Raw genomic sequence first — 18735 nt, forward strand, 5'->3', positions numbered from 1 at the left:
GTGCGCTCCCTCGCCTTGCTGTTCTCCGAAGGAGACCCTATCGCGACCACGGCCGGTTTCCGGACCGGATATCGGCCGGGGCGTCCCCGGGCCCCGCCCCCGTGGATCCGGTCCGGGGTACGAGCCGCGCGCGTAACCTACCGGCCGGTCACCTCGTTCTGCCGGACGGGCCGTCGCCGGGGCGGCCCGCGGGCACGCCCGAACCGCGACGGTCCGGGCCCGGAGACGGGAGCAGCGCTTGGCCGCGGACCCGACAGCACGGCCCGGAGCGGGGGCGGCGCGGCGGGAGCCGGCGCCCGGCCGGCTCCCGGCCGAGGTGACCAGCTTCGTCGGCCGGCAGCGGGAGCTGACCGAGCTGGCCCGGCTGCTGGCCGCCGCGCGGCTGGTCACGGTGACCGGCCCGGGTGGCGTGGGCAAGAGCCGGCTGGCCCTGCGCGCGGCGGCCCGGGCGGCCGGCGCCTTCCCGGACGGCACCTGGCTGGTCGAGGTCGCTCCCGTGCAGGACCCGCTGCTGCTCGGCCACGCCGTGCTGGAGGCGCTGCGGCTGACCGACGGCACCCCCCGGCCGCCGCTGGACGTGCTGACCGAGCAGCTCGCCGGGCGCCGGACGCTGATCGTGCTGGACGGCTGCGAGCACCTGGTGGACGCCTGCGCGGAGCTGGCCGACGCCCTGCTGCGGGCGCTGCCCGGCCTGCGGGTGCTGGCCACCAGCCGGGCGGCGCTGCGCGCCCCGGGCGAGCACCTGCTCGTCCTGGCGCCGCTGCCGGTGGGCCCGGTCGGCCCCGGCGTACTGCCGGACGCGGTGCGGCTGTTCGCCGACCGGGCCCGGGCGGTGCTGCCCTCCTTCGAGATCACCGCGGCCTCCGCCGAGGGGATCGCCCAGCTCTGCCGCCGGCTGGACGGCATCCCGCTGGCCGTCGAGCTGGCGGCCGGCCGGCTGCGGTCGCTCTCGGTCGCGCAGATCGACGCCCGGCTGGGCGACCGGTTCCGCCTGCTCACCGGCGGCGCCCGGACGGCGCTGCCGCGCCACCAGACGCTTCGCACGACCATCGGGTGGAGTCACGAACTCTGCACGCCGCAGGAACGTTTGCTCTGGGCCCGGCTCTCGGTCTTCGCGGGGAGCTTCGACCTGGAGGCCGCCGAGTACGTCTGCGCCGGCGACGGCATCGAACCGGAGGACCTGCTCGACCTGGTGTCCGAGCTGATCAACAAGTCGGTGCTGCTCCGGGTGTCGGCCCCCGGCCGGCCGGCCGGGGAGGGGGGCGGCGTCAGATTCGGACTGCTGGACACCCTGCGCGAGTACGGCCTGCGGTGGCTGCGCTCGACCGGTGAGGAGCAGCGGCTGCGGCGCCGCCACCGGGACTGGTACCTGGGCGTGGCCACCTGGGGCGAGGTCGAGTGGTTCGGCCCCCGGCAGGCGGAGACCGCCGAGCGCACCGAGCTCGCCCACCCCAACCTGCGCGCGGCGCTGGAGTTCTGCCTGGCCGAACCGGGCGAGGAGCAGCTCGCCCTGCTGCTGGCGAGCACGCTCTGGTTCTACTGGGTCGGCTGCGGCCACCTCGGCGAGGGCCGGCACTGGCTGGACCGCGCGCTCGCCCTCGACCCGGAGCCGACCGAGGCCCGCGCCAAGGCGCTCTGGGTCACCGGGTACATGGCGACCCTCCAGGGCGACCTGCTCACCGCCCGCCCGGCCCTGGAGGAGTGCCGCCGCCAGGCGCTGGACACCGGCGACGACCGGGCGCTCGCCTACGCCGTCCACCGGCAGGGCTGCGCCGCGCTGATCGGGGACGAGCCGGCCCGTGCCGCCGAGCTCTTCGAGGAGGCGCTCTGGCACTACCGGACGATCGGCGAGCTCAACAGCAACGTCCTGATGGCCATGTTCGAGCTGGGTATCGCCTACCTGTTCCAGGGCGACCAGGACAGCGGCGAGTTCTGGCTCGGCGAGGTCCGCGAGCTCTGCGAGGAGCACGGCGAGCAGTGGGCGTACGCCTACGGGCTCTACGCGCTCGGGTACTCGCACTGGCTGGACGGCGAGGTCCGGCTGGCCCGGGCGCGGGCCCGCGAGAGCGTCCGGCTCAACCACCTCTTCCACGACCTGCTGGGCATCGTGCTGGCGATCGACCTGCTGGCGCTGCTGGAGACCGAGCCCACCGGGCCCGGCCGGCCGGGCGACCTGCGCGAGGCCCGGGTGCTGCAGGGCGCCGCGCACCGGATCTGGCAGGCGGTGGGCAAGCCGTTCTTCGGCTCGCGCACCTTCAACGGCCCCCACCGGCACTGCGAGGAGCGGGCCAGGGCCGGGCTGACCGAGCAGGAGTTCACCGAGTGCTTCGACCGCGGTGCCCGGCTGGACCTCGACGCCGCCGTCCACCGGGCGCTCGGCGGCGACGGCCGCGCGGGCGGTCCGGGCCGGCTGCCGGGCCCCTTCCCGGTGCCGCCGGCGCCGCACCCCTCACCGGCCAGGAATAGTTGAATCTTGTCCATTGCTACACCGGTCGGCACCTCCCGGCACCCCCGCCGGGCGGACGCCCGGAAGGAGCAATCGTGGCCACCAACACCGCCGACGAGTACCGCCTCGCGACGTTCTACTTCGACTCCAAGGCGTACACCGACGCCGCCCGCATGCTGGAGGGCGTCCTCGCCGAGGAGCCGGCCAACCTGTCGGTCCGGCTGCTGCTGGCCCGCAGCTACTTCCACTCGGCCCAGCTCTCCCGCGCCGAGGCCGAGCTGCGCCGGATCCTGGACGCCCACCCGGCCGAGGACTACGCCCGGCTGATGCTGGGCCGGACCCTGGAGCGCCAGGGCCGCGCCGAGGAGGCCCGCCCGCACCTGCGGCTGGCCGCCGCGATGACCGGCGAGGACGACTGAGCACAACCCGGGAGCACCCGGGAACGGGACGAGCCCCCGCCGCCTCGAAAGGCGACGGGGGCTCGCTGGGTACGGCAGGCGTACCGCTCGCGGGTCAGCGCGAGTAGTACTCGACGACGAGCTGCTCGTCGCAGATCACCGGGACCTCCTTGCGCTGCGGCGCGCGGTCCAGGCGGAAGGCCAGGGCCTTCAGGTTGACCTCGAGGTACTTCGGGGTCTGGCCCTCGCCCGCGTAGCCACCCTCACGGGCGACCTGGAACGGGACCTTCTCCTTGCTGCGCTCGCGAACGGTCACGACGAAGCCCGGCTTCATCTGGTACGACGGCTTGTTGACCTTGCCGCCGTTGACCTCGATGTGACCGTGGACGACCATCTGGCGGGCCTGGTAGATGGTGCGGGCAATGCCCGAACGCAGCACCAGGGAGTCCAGACGGGTCTCCAGCTCGGCGACGAGCGCCTCACCGGTCTTGCCCTCGGCCTTCTTCGCGCGGTCGAACGCGCGCGCCATCTGCTTCTCGCTCAGGTCGTACTGGGCGCGCAGACGCTGCTTCTCGAGCAGACGGACCTTGTAGTCCGAGTTCTGCTTGCGGCCACGGCCGTGCTGGCCGGGCGGGTACGGGCGGGCCTCGAAGTACTTGACGGACTTCGGGGTCAGCGGCACGCCGAGCGCACGCGCGATCTTGACCTTGGGACGCTTCTGGTTCGCCATGAACCAAACCTTCCTTGCTTACGAATACGGCTTCACCAGGTGTTGACGGAGGTCGCTCCTCGCGGTCCGGAGACAACCGCACCGCCCGGGGGCAGTGCGATCAGCCGCTCTCCACGACCGGGCACGGATGTGCAAGCACACGAGTAGCCCACCGAACCTGGGTTGGTGGGCTGCACGCGACACCGAAACGGTGCGCGACGCTCCTGGGGCCTCCCGGAGGAGACCACGGCCATTGCCCCGCTGGTGCGGCCGGTCGGTCAGGGTCTCCCCTGCCGCCGCGCCCGGGACACGGCACTCCGGACGAGTATACCCGCCGATCACTCGCCCTTGAGCCGACCCCTGGTCCACTCCACGATGTCCGCGTACCGGGCCTCCCCGCCGTGCCGGGTCGGCCGGTAGTACGCCTTGCCGTGCACGGCGTCCGGCGCGTACTGCTGCGCCGCGATGCCCTCCGGCAGATCGTGCGGGTACTGGTAGCCCTGGCCGTGCCCGAGCTTGCCCGCGCCGCCGTAGTGCGCGTCCCGCAGGTGCGGCGGCACCGCGCCCGCCAGGCCCTGCCGGACGTCCGCCAGCGCCGCGTCGATCGCCAGGTAGGCGGCGTTGGACTTGGGCGCCAGCGCCAGCGCGATCGCCGCCTGGGAGAGGATGATCCGCGCCTCCGGGAAGCCGATCAGCGCCACCGCCTGGGCCGCCGCGACCGCCGTGGCCAGCGCCGTCGGGTCGGCCAGGCCGACGTCCTCGCTGGCCGAGATCATCAGCCGCCGGGCGATGAACCGCGGGTCCTCCCCGGCCTCGATCATCCGGGCCAGGTAGTGCAGGGTGGCGTCCACGTCACTGCCCCGGATCGACTTGATCAGCGCGCTGGCCACGTCGTAGTGCTGGTCGCCGTCCTTGTCGTAGCGCACCGCGGCCTGGTTCACGGCCGTCTCGGTGGTGGCCAGCGTGATGCTCGCCTCGCCCTTCTCCAGCGCCGCCCCGGCGGCCGCCTCCAGCGTGGTGAGCGCCCGCCGGGCGTCCCCGCCGGCCAGCCGGACCAGGTGGTCCTCGGCCTCCGGGGTGAGCTCCAGCGCGCCCTCCAGACCGCGCTCGTCGGCCACCGCGCGGTGCAGCAGGGCGCGGATGTCCTCGTCCGTCAGCGACTCCAGCGTGAGCAGCAGCGAGCGCGACAGCAGCGGGGAGATCACCGAGAAGTACGGGTTCTCGGTGGTGGCCGCGATCAGGGTGACCCAGCGGTTCTCCACGGCGGGCAGCAGCGAGTCCTGCTGGGCCTTGGAGAAGCGGTGGATCTCGTCCAGGAAGAGCACCGTCTCCCTGCCGTTCATGCCGACCGCCCGGCGGGCGCCGTCGATCACCGCGCGGACCTCCTTGACGCCCGCGGTGATCGCGGACAGCTCCACGAAGCGGCCCTCGACGGACTGGCTGATCACGTGCGCCAGGGTGGTCTTGCCGGTACCGGGCGGCCCCCAGAGGATCACCGAACTGGTCGCCGCCGGGCCGCGCGAGCCCGAGACCAGCCGGCGCAGCGGCGAGCCCGCCTTCAGCAGCTGCCGCTGCCCGGCGACCTCGTCCAGGGTGCGCGGGCGCATCCGCACGGCCAGCGGGGCCCGGCCGGGCTCCTTGGCCTGGCGTTCCTCGGCGGCGGCGGTGAAGAGGTCCGGTTCGTCCACACCGGAAGCCTATGCGAGCCGACCGACACCCCGGCCCGGCCGCCGCGCCCCCGGCCGGGTCCGCGGAGCTCTCGGGCGGCCGGGCCTACCCGATCCGCGCCGAGTGGTCCGGTACGTACTTCTGCAGGTCCCGCGGCGGCCGCTGGTAGCCGCGCGACTCCGGGCGGGCCGGCAGCTCGATCCGCCGCGGGGCCACCTCGTGGTACGGGACGGTCGAGAGCAGGTGGGCGATCATGTTGATCCGGGCCCGCCGCTTGTCGTCGCTCTCCACCACGTTCCACGGCGAGTCCGGGATGTCGGTGTAGACGAACATCTCGTCCTTGGCCCGCGAGTAGTCCTCCCAGCGGCTGACCGACTCGACGTCCATCGGCGAGAGCTTCCACCGCCGCATCGGGTCCTCCAGCCGGTCCCGGAACCGCCGCTGCTGCTCGGTGTCGCTGACCGAGAACCAGTACTTGCGCAGCAGGGTGCCCGACTCGATCAGCATCCGCTCGAACATCGGGCACTGGTGCAGGAACTGCCAGTACTGCTCGTCCGTGCAGAAGCCCATCACCCGCTCGACCCCGGCCCGGTTGTACCAGCTGCGGTCGAACAGCACGATCTCCCCCGCGGCCGGCAACTGCTCGACGTAGCGCTGGAAGTACCACTGGGTCCGCTGGCGCTCGGTAGGCGTGGGCAGCGCCGCCACCCGGGCGATGCGCGGGTTCAGGTACTCCGTCACCCGCTTGATCGCGCCGCCCTTGCCGGCCGCGTCGCGCCCCTCGAAGACGACCACCAGCCGGGCGCCCTCGGCCCGCACCCACTCCTGGAGCTTCACCAGCTCGTTCTGGAGCCTCAGCAGCTCCCGCTCGTACGGCTTCTTCGCGAGCCGCTCCCGCCGGTGCTCCGGGCCGGTACCGGGATCGTGCTCGGCCTTGGCTGCCACCTGGGTGCCTCCGTTCGGCAAAGGCTGATGAGCACTCACCGTAGGCGCAACCCCGGGTTCCCGCAGGCCGGGGCGCCGGCCCGGCAGCGGCGGCCCCCTGAACCGCCGCTGCCGGACTCCCCCGTGGCCGGCCCGCGAGGGCCGAGTGATCAACCCTGTCGCAGACCTGCCGGGCCGGTCCAATATCCCGTTCCATAACCTTGGGGCATGGATGTGGACACCCGACTGCTGCGGAGCTTCGCCGCGGTCTGCGAGGAGGGCCAGCTGACGGCCGCCGCGGCCCGGCTGTTCGTCTCGCAGCCGACCCTCACCAAGCAGATCCGCCAGCTGGAGGCGCTGCTCGGGGTGGAGCTGTTCGAGCGCTCGCGCCGGGGCATGGCGCCCACCCACGCCGGCCGGGCCCTGGCCGAGCGCACCGGGCCGGTGCTGGCCGGCTGGGACGACGCGCTGCGCGCCACCCGGGCGGCGGCAGCCGAGCAGGGCTCGACGCTGCGGGTGGGCTTCGAGGGCGGCAGCATCAACCTGATGACCCGCAGCACGGTGACGGACTTCACCCGGCGGATGCCCGGCTGGCAGGTCGAGCTGCGGCAGAACAACTGGTTCGACCCGACCTCGGGGCTCGCCACCGGGGAGATCGACCTGACGCTCTGGCACGCCCCGCCGTCGCTCTCCGAGCAGTACAACGTCGCGGTGCTGGGCGAGGAGCCGCGCTGTGTGGCGCTGCCGGCCGGGCACCGGTTGGCGGGCCACCAGGTGATCCGGTTCGAGGACCTGCTGGACGAGCCCTTCGTCGCGATCCCGCTGGAGGCCGGGCACTGGCGCGACTACTGGCTGGCGGTCCCGGAACGGCGCGGGCGGCCGGTGCGGATCGGCGCGGTGGCGCACAACTCCGACGAGTGGCTGGCCGCGGTGGTGTGCGGTCAGGGCGTCGGCTTCGCCCCGGAGGCGATGAGCAGGCTGGCGGCGCGGGAGGACATCGCGTACCGGCCGGTGCGGGGGCTCAGCCCGAGCCTGGTCGGGCTCTACTGGCCGATGGGCCGCGAACTGACGCCCGCCATGGCCGCGTTCGTGCGCAGCTGCCGGGCCACGGTCGGGTTCTCGGCCGGCCCGGCGGTCCCGGGCCAGGCGGAGTGAGCCGGACGAAGCCGGTCCGGCGCGTACGGGGGCGGGCCGGACCGGGTCAGACCGCCTCGAAGGGCTCCGGGTAGCGGCAGAGCCCGCGCGGACCGCCGTCGTAGGCCGGCAGGGCGAGGGTCTGGAAGTAGGCCTCCGGCACCTCGAACGGGCCGGTGACCTCGTGCCGACCCGCCGGCGCGAAGCCGAACCTACCGTAGTAGTCCGGATCGCCGAGGACGACGACGAGCTTCTCCGCCGCCTCCTCCGCGGCCGTCAGCGCGGCCCGGACGACCAGCTCGCCGACGCCCTTGCGCTGCCACTCCGGGGCGACCGCGACGGGCGCGAGCGCCAGGCCCCGGCCATCGCCGACCGCCAGCCGGGTGAGCAGCGCGTGGCCCACCACCAGCCCGGCCTCGTCCACCGCCACCACGGACAGCTCGGGCAGCCAGGCGGGGTCGCGGCGCAGCGCGTCCACCAGATCGGCCTCGTCGGGGCCGGGGAAGGCCGCCATGTGGACCCGTCTGGTGGCGGGTGCGTCCTCGGGACACTCGATTCTGGTGGTGACCTTCATGGGGGGAGCCTCTCTCCGTCGCACACCGTTGTGGACCGGCCCCGGACGGCGGGTGCGCCGTCCGGGGCCGTGAAAGATTAGCCGATTGGGCGTCAGGCCCGGGGCTGGGCCTCGGGCTTGACCTCGGAGGACTTGGCGTCCTCGCGGACCTTCGGCTGGGCGTCGACGCCGGCCTCGCGACGCTGCGCCGGGGTGATCGGGGTCGGGGCACCGGTCAGCGGGTCACCACCGGTGGACGTCTTCGGGAACGCGATGACGTCGCGGATGGTGTCGTACCCGCCCAGCAGCGTGACGACGCGGTCCAGGCCGAAGGCGACACCGCCGTGCGGCGGCGGGCCGTAGTTGAAGGCGTCCAGCAGGAAGCCGAACTGCGAGGCCGCCTCCTCCTCGGAGAGGCCGATCGCGTCGAACGCCCGCTTCTGCACGTCCCGCTGGTGGATACGGATCGAACCGCCGCCCAGCTCCGAGCCGTTGAGGACCAGGTCGTAGGCGTTGGAGAGCGCCGAACCCGGGTCGGTGTCGAAGGTGGCGAGCGACTCGGCGGTCGGGGCGGTGAACGGGTGGTGCACCGCGTGCCAGCCCTGGAACTCGCCCTTGTCGTCCTCGATCGGCTCGAACATCGGGAAGTCGACGACCCAGAGGAAGGCCCAGCGGGACTCGTCGATCAGCTCGCAGCGGCGGCCGATCTCCAGGCGGGCGGCGCCGAGCAGCTCCTGCGAGGGGCGCTCCTTGCCGGCCGCGAAGAAGATCGCGTCACCGTTCTTGGCCCCGGCGGCGGCGGCCAGGCCGGCCAGGTGCTCCTCGGAGAGGTTCTTGGCGACCGGGCCGCGCAGCTCGCCGGTCTCGGCGTCGATCAGCACGTAGGCGAGGCCCCGGGCGCCGCGCGCCTTGGCCCAGTCCTGCCAGGCGTCGAGCTGCTTGCGCGGCTGCGAGGCACCGCCTGGCATGACCACGGCGCCGACGTACGGGGCCTGGAACACGCGGAACGAGGTGCCCTTGAAGTACTCGGTGAGGTCCGTGAGCTCCTGACCGAAGCGGACGTCCGGCTTGTCCGAGCCGTAGCGGCCCATCGCGTCCGCGTAGCTCATCCGGGGCAGCGGGTTGGGGATCTCGTACCCGTGCACGTCGCGCCAGATCGCACCGATGATCTTCTCGCCGAGGGCCAGGATGTCCTCCTGGTCGACGAAGGAGGCCTCGATGTCCAGCTGGGTGAACTCCGGCTGGCGGTCGGCGCGGAAGTCCTCGTCGCGGAAGCAGCGCGCGATCTGGTAGTACCGCTCCATGCCGGCCACCATCAGCAGCTGCTTGAACAGCTGGGGCGACTGCGGCAGCGCGTACCAGTGGCCGGGCTGCAGGCGGACCGGGACGAGGAAGTCGCGGGCGCCCTCGGGGGTGGAGCGGGTGAGGTACGGCGTCTCGATGTCGAGGTAGTCGTTCTCCTCCATCACCCGGCGGATGATGTTGCTGACCTTGGAGCGCAGGCGCAGGCCCTTGGCCGGGCCCTCGCGGCGCAGGTCCAGGTAGCGGTAGCGGAGGCGGACCTCCTCGTTGACCGTACCGGGCTCGTACTCGGCGACCGGGAAGGGCAGCGGGGCGGCCTCGGAGAGCACCTCGATCTCGCTGACCACGACCTCGACGGCGCCGGTCGGGATGTCCGGGTTCTCGTTGCCCTCGGGCCGCACGCGGACGTCGCCGACGACCTTGACGCAGTACTCGGCACGCAGGCCGTGCACCGAGTCGAGGTCGCGGACCACGATCTGCACGGTGCCGGAGGCGTCCCGCAGGTCGATGAAGGCCACGCCGCCGTGGTCTCGGCGGCGGGCGACCCAGCCGGCCAGGGTGACGGTGGTGCCTGCGTGCTCCGGGCGGAGCGTGCCCGCGTCGTGCGTGCGGATCACAGCTGCTTCTCCTTCAGGGTGGTGACGAGAGCGTCGAGGGCGACGGGGTTCTGCTCGCCGGTGGTCATGTCCTTGAGCTGGACGACGCCGTCGGCGAGGTCCCGGTCACCGGCGAGCACGGCGAAGCGGGCGCCGGAACGGTCCGCGGACTTCATCGCGTTCTTGATGCCCTTGACGCCGAAGGCGAGGTCGGTGGCGACGCCCGCGCGGCGCAGTTCGACCACCTTGGCGAAGAGGACGTTCTTGGCCTGGTCGCTGAGCGCGACGGCGTAGACGGAGGTGGCGGCCGGCAGGTCGAGGACGACGCCCTCGGCCTCCATCGCCAGGTAGCTGCGGTCCACCCCGAGGGCCCAGCCGACGGACGGCAGCGCGGGGCCGCCGATCATCTCGGAGAGCCCGTCGTAGCGGCCGCCGCCACCGATCGCGGACTGCGCGCCGAGGCCGTTGTGGACGAACTCGAAGGTGGTACGGGTGTAGTAGTCCAGGCCGCGGACCAGCTTGGGGTCGTCGGTGAAGGCCACCCCGTTGGCGGTCAGCAGCTCGCGGACCTTCTCGTCGTAGGCCTTGCACTCCTCGCAGAGGAAGTCGCGCAGCATCGGCGCGCCGCCGAGCTGGGCCTGCACCGACTCGCGCTTGTCGTCCAGCACGCGCAGCGGGTTGATCTCGGCCCGGCGGCGGGTGTCGTCGTCCAGGTCGAGGCCGGCCAGGAACTCCACCAGCGCGGCCCGGTAGACCGGGCGGCACTGCTTGTCGCCGAGGCTGTTGAGCAGCAGCGAGTAGTCGCGCAGGCCCAGCGAGCGGAAGGCGTCGTCGGCCAGGATGATCAGCTCGGCGTCCAGCGCCGGGTCCTCGGCGCCGATCGCCTCGGCGCCGACCTGCGAGAACTGGCGGTAGCGGCCCTTCTGCGCCCGCTCGTAGCGGTAGTAGGAGCCGGAGTACCAGAGCTTGACCGGCAGGTTGCCCTGCTTGTGCAGGTTGGCCTGGAGCGCGGCGCGCAGCACCGAGGCGGTGCCCTCGGGGCGCAGCGCGAGCTCGTCGCCGCCCTTGGTGGTGAGGTTGTACATCTCCTTGCTGACGATGTCGGTGGACTCGCCGACGCCGCGGGAGAAGAGCTTCACGTCCTCGAAGACCGGGGTCTCGATGTAGCCGTAGCCGGCCCGGCGGGCCGGCGCGGCGATCCGCTCGCGGATCGCCAGGAAGGTCGCGGAGCTGGGGGGCAGCAGGTCGTAGGTGCCCTTGGGGGCAGTGAAGGTGCTCAACTTCTCTTCCGTCACATTCCTCGTCGCGGGAAGGCCGGAGCGCCGAGCGCTCCCGCCGCCTGTCGGAGGTAGGGGTTGGTGGCGCGCTCGCGGCCGATGGTGGTCTGTCCGCCGTGGCCGGAGAGGACCACGGTCGCGTCGTCGAGGGGCAGGCACACCCGGGCCAGCGACCGCAGGATCGCGTCGCCGTCCCCGCCCGGGAGGTCCGTGCGCCCGATGGAGCCGGCGAAGAGCAGGTCGCCCGAGAACAGCACCGGGGGGAGGTCCTCGGCGCCGGGCGTCCGGAACGTCACCGACCCCTTGGTATGGCCGGGCGCGTGGTCGACGGTGAGCTTCAGGCCGGCCAGCTCCAGCACGCTGCCGTCGGTGAGCTCGCGCACGTCGTCGGGCTCGCCGACGGTGAGCTCGCCCATCAGCTGGGTGCCGAGCGAGCGGCCGAGCGCCTTCTCCGGGTCGGCCATCATGTAGCGGTCCTCGGGGTGGATCCAGGCCGGGACGCCGCGCGCGCCGCAGACCGGGACCACCGAGGCGACGTGGTCGATGTGGCCGTGGGTGAGGACCACCGCGACCGGCTTCAGCCGGTGCTCGCGGACCAGCTCCTCCACGCCGCGGGCGGCCTGGTGGCCCGGGTCCACGATGACGCACTCCTCGCCGGCGGCCGGTGCGACCAGGTAGCAGTTGGTGCCCCAGGCTCCAGCGGGGAATCCGGCGATGAACAACGCGCGTCCTTCGTGATTCGGGTCGGCCGTGGCGGCTGCGGGATGCGGCTACACGATGAGATGTAACGGAAGCCTACCGGCGCTCCGGGTCCGGTTGCGAACCAGATAGGCGGGACAGGTTCACTCCGTCCCGACGGGTTCACCGGGTTCTTACAGCCGCGGTCCCTACACTTGGCCGCCGATGGATGCGATGATCCGCTCCAGCATCCGCACACGATCCCTCCTCGCCCCCGGGCCGGAGGGGCCGGACAGCCCCCAGTACGACAGCACCCATGTAGGAGACACGGCCGGTGGTCAGCAGCGAACAGCGGCGGCGGCAGCTCGCCCGCGAGAAGTACGAGCGCCAGGCGCAGCGCCGGGCCGAGATGCACGCCGCGCGCCGGCGTCGCAACACGATCCTCGGCAGCGCGCTCGCCGTGGTGGTGCTGGCGGGCGGCGGTGTCCTGGTGGGCACGGGTGCCTTCACCTCGGACGACAAGAAGGACACCGCGGCGGCGCCGCCGACCGCGCCGAGCGCGCCGACCGCCACCGACGAGCCCACCACCCCGACCCGCACGCCGGTCGAGGGCTGCGCCGACCCGGCGCCGGGCGCGCCGAACGGCAAGCAGTGGAAGGCCGAGCCGGCCATGAGCGTCGACGCCGCCGGCAAGTACACGGCGACGCTGGACACCAACTGCGGCAAGGTGACGCTCTCGCTGGACGCGGCCAAGGCGCCGCACACGGTGAACTCCTTCGCCTTCCTGGCCGGCGAGCAGTACTTCGACCACACCAAGTGCCACCGGCTGACCACCGGCGGCATCTTCGTGCTGCAGTGCGGCGACCCGACCGCCAGCGCGACCAACCCGGGCGGCACCGGCGGTCCCGGCTACAAGTTCGCCGACGAGAACCTGACCGGCGCGACGTACCCGGCGGGCACCCTGGCGATGGCCAACTCCGGCCCGGGCACCAACGGGAGCCAGTTCTTCCTGGTCTACAAGGACACCCAGCTCGGCCCGAACTACACCCCGTTCGGCAAGATCACCGGCGGTCTGGACGTGCTTCAGAAGATCGCCGCCGCGGGCACCCTGGAGGGCGGGACGGACGGTCACCCGATGGCCGACGTCACCCTCAACTCGGTGACCGCCGCGAAGGGTTGACCGGCACCGGGACCGCCCCGCGGACGCCAGCGCGGCGCTCCGGCGCGGTCCCGGCCCGAAATCGCCCGGCCCGGATGCGGACAGCACCGGTCCTGGTCGCCTATGTTGGCGTTGTGTAGGGTGCCCAGACCCGCCGGCCGTCACCCTCGGCAGCAAAGCACGGCGGACGGGACGGCGGGCCCATCGGTCCGCCGCACATCAACTGTGGACGACGTACGCGTCCCGCTCCGGCGCGGGCGCGACGTCATGTGGAGGACGCGCTATGAGCAGCGACCCGTGGGGCCGTGTCGACGAGCAGGGCACGGTCTACGTCAGGACGGCCGACGGCGAACGCGTCGTGGGTTCCTGGCAGGCCGGCTCGCCCGAGGAGGCTCTCGCCTACTTCGAGCGCAAGTACCAGGGCATCGAGGTGGAGATCGGCCTGCTGGAGAAGCGGGTGCGCACCACCGACCTAGCCGCCAAGGACGCCCAGACCGCGCTGGACCACCTGCGCGCGCAGGTGACCGAGGGGCACGCGGTCGGCGACCTGGACGCGCTGGCCAAGCGGCTGGACACGCTCGCCGGTGACATCGAGAGCCGCCGCGAGGAGCGCAAGGCGGCCCGCGCCAAGGCCCAGGACGAGACCCGTACGGCCAAGGAGGAGCTGGTCGCCGAGGCCGAGCGGCTCGCCGAGTCCACCCAGTGGCGGGAGGCCGGGGACCGGCTGCGCGCGCTGGTGGACACCTGGAAGGGCCTGCCCCGGCTGGACCGCAAGAGCGACGACGAGCTGTGGCACCGGTTCTCGCACGCCCGCTCGGTCTTCTCGAAGCACCGCAAGGCCCACTTCGCGACCCTTGACGCCGAGCGCGACCAGGCCCGGGCCACCAAGGAGCGGCTGGTCAGCGAGGCCGAGGCGCTCTCCTCCTCCACCGAGTGGGGCGAGACCGCGGCCAGCTACCGCGACCTGATGGCGCGCTGGAAGGCCGCCGGGCGCGCCCAGCGGGACATCGAGGACGAGCTGTGGGCGCGTTTCCGCGGCGCCCAGGACGTCTTCTTCCAGGCCCGGTCCGCGGTGTTCAGCGAGCGCGACGCCGAGCAGGTCGGCAACCAGAAGCTCAAGGAGGCGCTGGCGGCCGAGGCCGAGGCGATCCTGCCGATCACCGACCTGAAGGCCGCCAAGGCCGCCCTGCGGGACGTCAACGAGCGCTGGGAGGCGATCGGGCACGTGCCGCGCGACGCCCGCCCGAAGCTGGACGCCCGGCTGAACACCGTCGAGCGGGCGATCCGCGAGGCCGAGGACAGCGAGTGGAAGCGCTCGAACCCGGAGGCCAAGGCCCGCGCCGCCGGCATGGTCGGCCTCTTCGAGGCCAAGGCCGAGAAGATCCAGGCCGACCTGGACAAGGCCCGTGCCGCCGGCAACGCGAGCAAGGTCGCCAAGCTGGAGTCCGAGCTGGCGGGTGTGCAGACCCTGCTGGAGCAGGCGCACCGCAGCCAGGAGGAGTTCAGCGGCTGATCCGCCGCCCTCCGGACCTGACGAAGGGCCCCACCGCCGAGGCGGTGGGGCCCTTCGCCGTACCCGCTACTTGCGGGCCGAGGTGACCCGGTAGACGTCGTAGACGCCCTCCACGCCGCGGACCGCCTTCAGGACGTGGCCGAGGTGCTTCGGGTCGCCCATCTCGAAGGTGAAGCGGCTCATCGCCACCCGGTCGCGGGAGGTCTGCACCGCCGCCGACAGGATGTTGACGTGCTGGTCGGAGAGGACCCGGGTGACGTCCGAGAGCAGCCGGGAGCGGTCCAGCGCCTCGACCTGGATGGCCACCAGGAAGACGGACGACTGGGTGGCCGCCCACTCGACCTCGATCATCCGCTCGGGCTGCTGGCTGAGCGCCTCCACGTTGACGCAGTCGGCGCGGTGCACCGAGACGCCGTTGCCGCGGGTGACGAAGCCGACGATCGGGTCGCCCGGCACCGGGGTGCAGCAGCGCGACAGCTTGACCCAGACGTCCTCGACGCCCTTGACGATGACGCCCGGATCGCCCTTGGCCCGGCGGCGCACCGCCCGGCGGTTGTCGTGCGTCGGCGTGGCCGTCTCGGCCAGGTCCTCGGTGGCACCCTCCTCGCCGCCGAGCGCCTGCACCAGCTTCTGCACGATGTTCTGCGCGGCGACGTGGCCCTCGCCGATCGCCGCGTACAGCGAGGAGATGTCCGGGTAGCGCATCTCGTGGGCCAGGGTGACCAGCGAGTCGCCGGTCAGGATCCGCTGGATCGGCAGGCCCTGCTTGCGCATCGCCCGGGCGATGGCCTCCTTGCCGTGCTCGATCGCCTCCTCGCGGCGCTCCTTGGAGAACCAGGCGCGGATCTTGTTGCGGGCGCGCGGGGACTTGACGAAGCCAAGCCAGTCCCGGGAGGGGCCGGCGTTCTCCGCCTTGGAGGTGAAGACCTCGACGCTGTCGCCGTTCTCCAGGGTCGACTCCAGCGGCACCAGCCGCCCGTTGACCCGCGCCCCTATGCAGCGGTACCCGACCTCGGTGTGGACGGCGAAGGCGAAGTCCACCGGGGTGGCACCGGCCGGCAGCGCTATCACGTCGCCCTTGGGCGTGAAGACGAAGACCTCGTTGTTGGAGAGGTCGAAGCGCAGCGACTCCAGGAACTCGCTCGGGTCCTCGGTCTCCTTCTGCCAGTCCAGCAGCTGCCGCAGCCAGGCCATCTCGTTGACGGCGCCGGCCTTGTCGTCCTTGCGGGTCTGGGTGGGGGTGTCGGTGCGGACCTTGGAGGCGCCGGCCACCGCGCGCTGCTTGTACTTCCAGTGCGCGGCGATGCCGTACTCGGCCCGGCGGTGCATGTCGAAGGTGCGGATCTGCAGCTCGACCGGCTTGCCCCCGGGACCGATCACCGTGGTGTGCAGCGACTGGTACATGTTGAACTTGGGCATCGCGATGTAGTCCTTGAACCGCCCCGGCACCGGGTTCCACCGCGCGTGGATGGTGCCCAGCGCCGCGTAGCAGTCGCGGACGGTGTCGACCAGGACCCGGATGCCCACCAGGTCGTAGATCTCGGCGAAGTCCCGGCCCCGGACGATCATCTTCTGGTAGACCGAGTAGTAGTGCTTCGGCCGGCCGGTGACGGACGCGGTGATCCGGGCGCCGCGCAGGTCGCCCTGGACCTGGTCGATGACGGTGGCGAGGTACTCGTCCCGCTTGGGGGCGCGTTCGGCGACCAGGCGCACGATCTCGTCGTACATCTTGGGGTAGAGGATCGCGAAGGCGAGGTCCTCCAGCTCCCACTTGATGGTGTTCATGCCCAGCCGGTGCGCCAGCGGGGCGTAGATCTCCAGCGTCTCGCGGGCCTTCTTCTCCTGCTTCTCCCGCTTGAGGTAGCGCATGGTGCGCATGTTGTGCAGCCGGTCCGCGAGCTTGATCACCAGGACGCGCGGGTCCTTGGCCATCGCGACGACCATCTTGCGGACGGTCTCGGCCTGCGCGGCCTCGCCGAACTTCACCCGGTCCAGCTTGGTGACGCCGTCGACCAGCAGGGCCACCGAGTCGCCGAAGTCCTTGCGCAGGGTCTCCAGGCCGTAGTCGGTGTCCTCGACGGTGTCGTGCAGCAGGCCGGCCATCAGGGTCGCGGCGTCCATGCCCAGCTCGGCCAGGATGGTCGCCACCGCCAGCGGGTGGGTGATGTACGGGTCGCCGCTCTTGCGCTTCTGCCCGCGGTGCCACTTCTCCGCGACGGCGTACGCCTTCTCGATGTCCCGCAGCAGGACCGGGTCGGCCTTGGGGTCGTTGGCCCGGATCGAGCGGAACAGCGGCTCCAGGACGGGGTTGAGCACGCTGGAGCGCTGGCCGCCGAGGCGGGCCAGCCGGGCGCGCATGCCCCCGGAGGAGGACGGACGGCTCGCGGGAGCCACCGGGCGGGAGGAGGTCGGCGCCGGGCGTGCCGGGGTGGCCCCCGAGGGCGTGGGACGGTTTTCGGGGGCGGCCGCTTCGGCCGTGGGCACAACCTCGTCGGGCAAGGACACTCCTCGGGGCACCGGGCCGGCCCCTCGTGCGGCTCGCACCATCACGCACAACCGGGAGGGGATGAACCTTCATGGTACCGAGCCCGGCGCTCCCGTGTTCAGCCGGTCGGCCCCGGACACGCGGAGGGCGGCGGTCGGATGATCCGACCGCCGCCCTCCGTCCGTTCCTCGGACGCTTCCCTCAGACCGTGACCAGCGTCTCCAGCGGCGCGCCGCCCAGGTGCCCGGCCAGCCGCTCCCGGCCGTCCAGGAAGCCCAGCTCCATCAGCACCACGACGCCCACCAGCTCGGCGCCGGCCTCCTTGACCAGGTCCAGCGAGGCACCGATCGTCCCGCCGGTGGCCAGCACGTCGTCCACCACCAGCACCCGCTCACCGGGTGCGAAGGCGTCGCACTGCACCTCCAGCGTCGCCGAGCCGTACTCCAGCTCGTACGAGCGCCGGAACACCTCGCCGGGCAGCTTGCCCTCCTTGCGGATCGGCACGAAGCCGAGGCCGGCCGCGAAGGCCGCCGGGGCCGCCAGGACGAAGCCGCGCGCCTCCAGGCCCACCACCTTGGTCGCACCGAGGGCCGTCGCCCGCTCCGCCAGCGCCCGGGTGAGGGCCGCGAAGGCCTCGGCGTCGGCGAGCAGCGGTGCGATGTCCTTGAACAGCACACCGGGCTTCGGGTAGTCCGGAACGTCCCGGATCCGGCTGTTCAGCAGCTCGGCCAGGGCGGTGTCGGCGGTGGTCACGGAAGGGTCCTCACGGTCGGTCGGGCGTCAGCGCTTGGTGGACGGACGGCCCTTGGCACGCGAGGTGCCGGCCGCCCGGCCGCGCTGACCGACCATACCCGCCGGCAGGTCGCCGTCGGCGATCTCCTCGCCCTCCGGGGCCTCGCCGCGCGCCTCCGCGGCGGCGTTCCTGGCCTCCGCGGCCCGCCGCTGGGCGACCCGCTTGGCCAGCGCCTTCATCTCCGGCTGCTCCTCCTTGAGCTGCGCGAGCAGCGGGGTGGCGACGCAGATCGAGGAGTAGGCACCGGCGGCGAGACCGATGAACAGGGCCAGCGAGATGTCGTTCAGCGTGCCGGCGCCCAGGAGGCCGCCACCGATGAACAGCAGCGCCGCCACCGGGAGCAGGGCGACCACCGTGGTGTTCAGCGAGCGGACCAGGGTCTGGTTGAGGCCCGCGTTGGCCGCCTCGCTGTAGGTGATCTTGTTCTGCTTGGTGAGCCCCTTCGCGTTCTCCTTCACGGTGTCGAAGACGACGACCGTGTCGTAGAGCGAGTACCCGAGGATCGTCAGGAAGCCGATCACCGTACCGGGGGTGACCTCGAAGCCCACCAGGGCGTACACCCCGATGGTGATCAGGAGGTCGTGGATGAGGGCGACCAGGGCGGCCACCGCCATCCGCCACTCGAAGGCGATCGCCAGGTAGACCGTCACCAGGACCATGAAGATGATCAGGCCGGTGAGGGCCTTGTCGGAGATCTGCTCACCCCAGCTGGGGCCGATCACCTGGGTGTCGATCTCCGCGATCGGGACGCTGAGCTCCTTGGACAGCTTGTCGGTGAAGACCGCCGAGGAGACCTGGTCCTCGGAGCTGACCTGGATGCGGATCTTCTTGCCGTCGTCCACGGACTGGACCAGCGGGTGCGAGTGGACGATCTTGTCCACCACGTCCTGCGTCTGCGAGATGGTCAGCCCCGGCTTGGCGACGGTGTAGACCGAGCCGCCCTTGAACTCGATGCCGAGTTTCAGGCCCATGGCCAGGCCGACGGCGGCGACCAGCACGATCACGCCGGAGATGCTGTACCAGAGCTTGCGGCGGCCGACGAAGTCGAAGCTGACCTCGCCCTGGTAGAGCCGGTGACCCAGATTGGAGAAGCGCGACAC

15 protein-coding genes are annotated in these 18735 nt (G+C 72.4%); 5 read left to right on the top strand and 10 right to left on the bottom strand.

Annotated elements, in window-relative coordinates; all coding sequences use genetic code 11:
* The first annotated feature begins 316 nt into the window (after positions 1-316).
* Together ABZ495_RS22405 and ABZ495_RS22410 are read left to right on the top strand one after the other, a co-directional pair.
* Positions 317-2470: a regulator gene (locus tag ABZ495_RS22405; protein ID WP_359837692.1), complete on the top strand. Its 2154-nt coding sequence runs from the start codon at positions 317-319 to the stop codon at positions 2468-2470.
* Between the two features lie 71 nt (positions 2471-2541).
* On the top strand, positions 2542-2865 hold the full coding sequence (locus tag ABZ495_RS22410) for a tetratricopeptide repeat protein (RefSeq protein ID WP_329486803.1): 324 nt from the start codon (positions 2542-2544) through the stop codon (positions 2863-2865).
* Positions 2866-2959: 94 nt separating this feature from the next.
* Here ABZ495_RS22410 and rpsD read toward each other — a convergent pair whose 3' ends face one another.
* From rpsD to ppk2, 3 genes are all read right to left on the bottom strand, one after another.
* Complete coding sequence (gene rpsD, locus ABZ495_RS22415) at positions 2960-3574, bottom strand: 30S ribosomal protein S4 (protein ID WP_063346792.1); 615 nt, start codon at positions 3572-3574, stop codon at positions 2960-2962.
* A 317-nt stretch (positions 3575-3891) separates the two neighbouring features.
* Complete coding sequence (locus ABZ495_RS22420) at positions 3892-5241, bottom strand: replication-associated recombination protein A (protein WP_329486804.1); 1350 nt, start codon at positions 5239-5241, stop codon at positions 3892-3894.
* 85 nt (positions 5242-5326) lie between these two features.
* A complete protein-coding gene (gene ppk2 / locus ABZ495_RS22425) occupies positions 5327-6166 on the bottom strand; it encodes a polyphosphate kinase 2 (protein WP_359808741.1) in 840 nt (279 codons plus the stop codon).
* A 207-nt stretch (positions 6167-6373) separates the two neighbouring features.
* On the opposite strand from ppk2, the gene ABZ495_RS22430 reads away from it, so the two are divergent.
* The gene (locus ABZ495_RS22430; protein WP_359837695.1) at positions 6374-7300 is read left to right on the top strand and encodes a LysR family transcriptional regulator; all 927 of its coding nucleotides are present in this window, start codon (positions 6374-6376) and stop codon (positions 7298-7300) included.
* 46 nt (positions 7301-7346) lie between these two features.
* On the opposite strand, the gene ABZ495_RS22435 is transcribed toward ABZ495_RS22430, so the two are convergent.
* The 4 genes from ABZ495_RS22435 to ABZ495_RS22450 all read right to left on the bottom strand — a co-directional run bounded on the left by ABZ495_RS22435 (position 7347) and on the right by ABZ495_RS22450 (position 11729).
* Entirely contained in the window at positions 7347-7853 is a 507-nt protein-coding gene (locus tag ABZ495_RS22435) for an N-acetyltransferase (RefSeq protein WP_329486807.1), read from the bottom strand.
* A gap of 92 nt (positions 7854-7945) precedes the next feature.
* Complete coding sequence (aspS, locus tag ABZ495_RS22440) at positions 7946-9751, bottom strand: aspartate--tRNA ligase (RefSeq protein ID WP_359808745.1); 1806 nt, start codon at positions 9749-9751, stop codon at positions 7946-7948.
* Positions 9748-11010, bottom strand: coding sequence for a histidine--tRNA ligase (gene hisS, locus ABZ495_RS22445; protein WP_329486809.1), 1263 nt, complete (start codon positions 11008-11010; stop codon positions 9748-9750). The genes aspS and hisS overlap by 4 nt, the downstream gene beginning before the upstream one ends.
* Positions 11011-11021: 11 nt before the next feature.
* Positions 11022-11729, bottom strand: a complete 708-nt coding sequence (locus tag ABZ495_RS22450; RefSeq protein ID WP_329486810.1) for an MBL fold metallo-hydrolase — start codon at positions 11727-11729, stop codon at positions 11022-11024.
* Positions 11730-12019: 290 nt separating this feature from the next.
* On the opposite strand from ABZ495_RS22450, the gene ABZ495_RS22455 reads away from it, so the two are divergent.
* Both ABZ495_RS22455 and ABZ495_RS22460 read left to right on the top strand, forming a co-directional pair.
* On the top strand, positions 12020-12865 hold the full coding sequence (locus ABZ495_RS22455; protein WP_359808749.1) for a peptidylprolyl isomerase: 846 nt from the start codon (positions 12020-12022) through the stop codon (positions 12863-12865).
* 262 nt (positions 12866-13127) lie between these two features.
* Positions 13128-14357 carry a DUF349 domain-containing protein gene (locus ABZ495_RS22460; RefSeq protein WP_329486812.1) on the top strand — a complete coding sequence of 410 codons (1230 nt, stop codon included), beginning with the start codon at positions 13128-13130 and terminating at the stop codon, positions 14355-14357.
* Between the two features lie 66 nt (positions 14358-14423).
* Here ABZ495_RS22460 and ABZ495_RS22465 read toward each other — a convergent pair whose 3' ends face one another.
* From ABZ495_RS22465 to secF, 3 genes are all read right to left on the bottom strand, one after another.
* Positions 14424-16856, bottom strand: coding sequence for a bifunctional (p)ppGpp synthetase/guanosine-3',5'-bis(diphosphate) 3'-pyrophosphohydrolase (locus tag ABZ495_RS22465; RefSeq protein ID WP_329486813.1), 2433 nt, complete (start codon positions 16854-16856; stop codon positions 14424-14426).
* Between the two features lie 187 nt (positions 16857-17043).
* A complete protein-coding gene (locus ABZ495_RS22470) occupies positions 17044-17595 on the bottom strand; it encodes an adenine phosphoribosyltransferase (protein ID WP_329486814.1) in 552 nt (183 codons plus the stop codon).
* A 27-nt stretch (positions 17596-17622) separates the two neighbouring features.
* Positions 17623-18735, bottom strand: coding sequence for a protein translocase subunit SecF (gene secF / locus ABZ495_RS22475; RefSeq protein ID WP_359808754.1), 1113 nt, complete (start codon positions 18733-18735; stop codon positions 17623-17625).

The organism is Kitasatospora sp. NPDC005748 (assembly GCF_040630735.1).
Classification (GTDB): Bacteria; Actinomycetota; Actinomycetes; order Streptomycetales; family Streptomycetaceae; genus Kitasatospora.

What these genes read in the sequence shown, in the direction of transcription:
- ABZ495_RS22460 (WP_329486812.1), top strand. Translation starts at nt 13,128, where the DNA reads ATGAGCAGCGACCCGTGGGGCCGTGTCGACGAGCAGGGCACGGTCTAC.
- ABZ495_RS22430 (WP_359837695.1), top strand. Translation starts at nt 6,374, where the DNA reads ATGGATGTGGACACCCGACTGCTGCGGAGCTTCGCCGCGGTCTGCGAG.
- rpsD (WP_063346792.1), bottom strand. Translation starts at nt 3,574, where the DNA reads ATGGCGAACCAGAAGCGTCCCAAGGTCAAGATCGCGCGTGCGCTCGGC.
- ABZ495_RS22435 (WP_329486807.1), bottom strand. Translation starts at nt 7,853, where the DNA reads ATGAAGGTCACCACCAGAATCGAGTGTCCCGAGGACGCACCCGCCACC.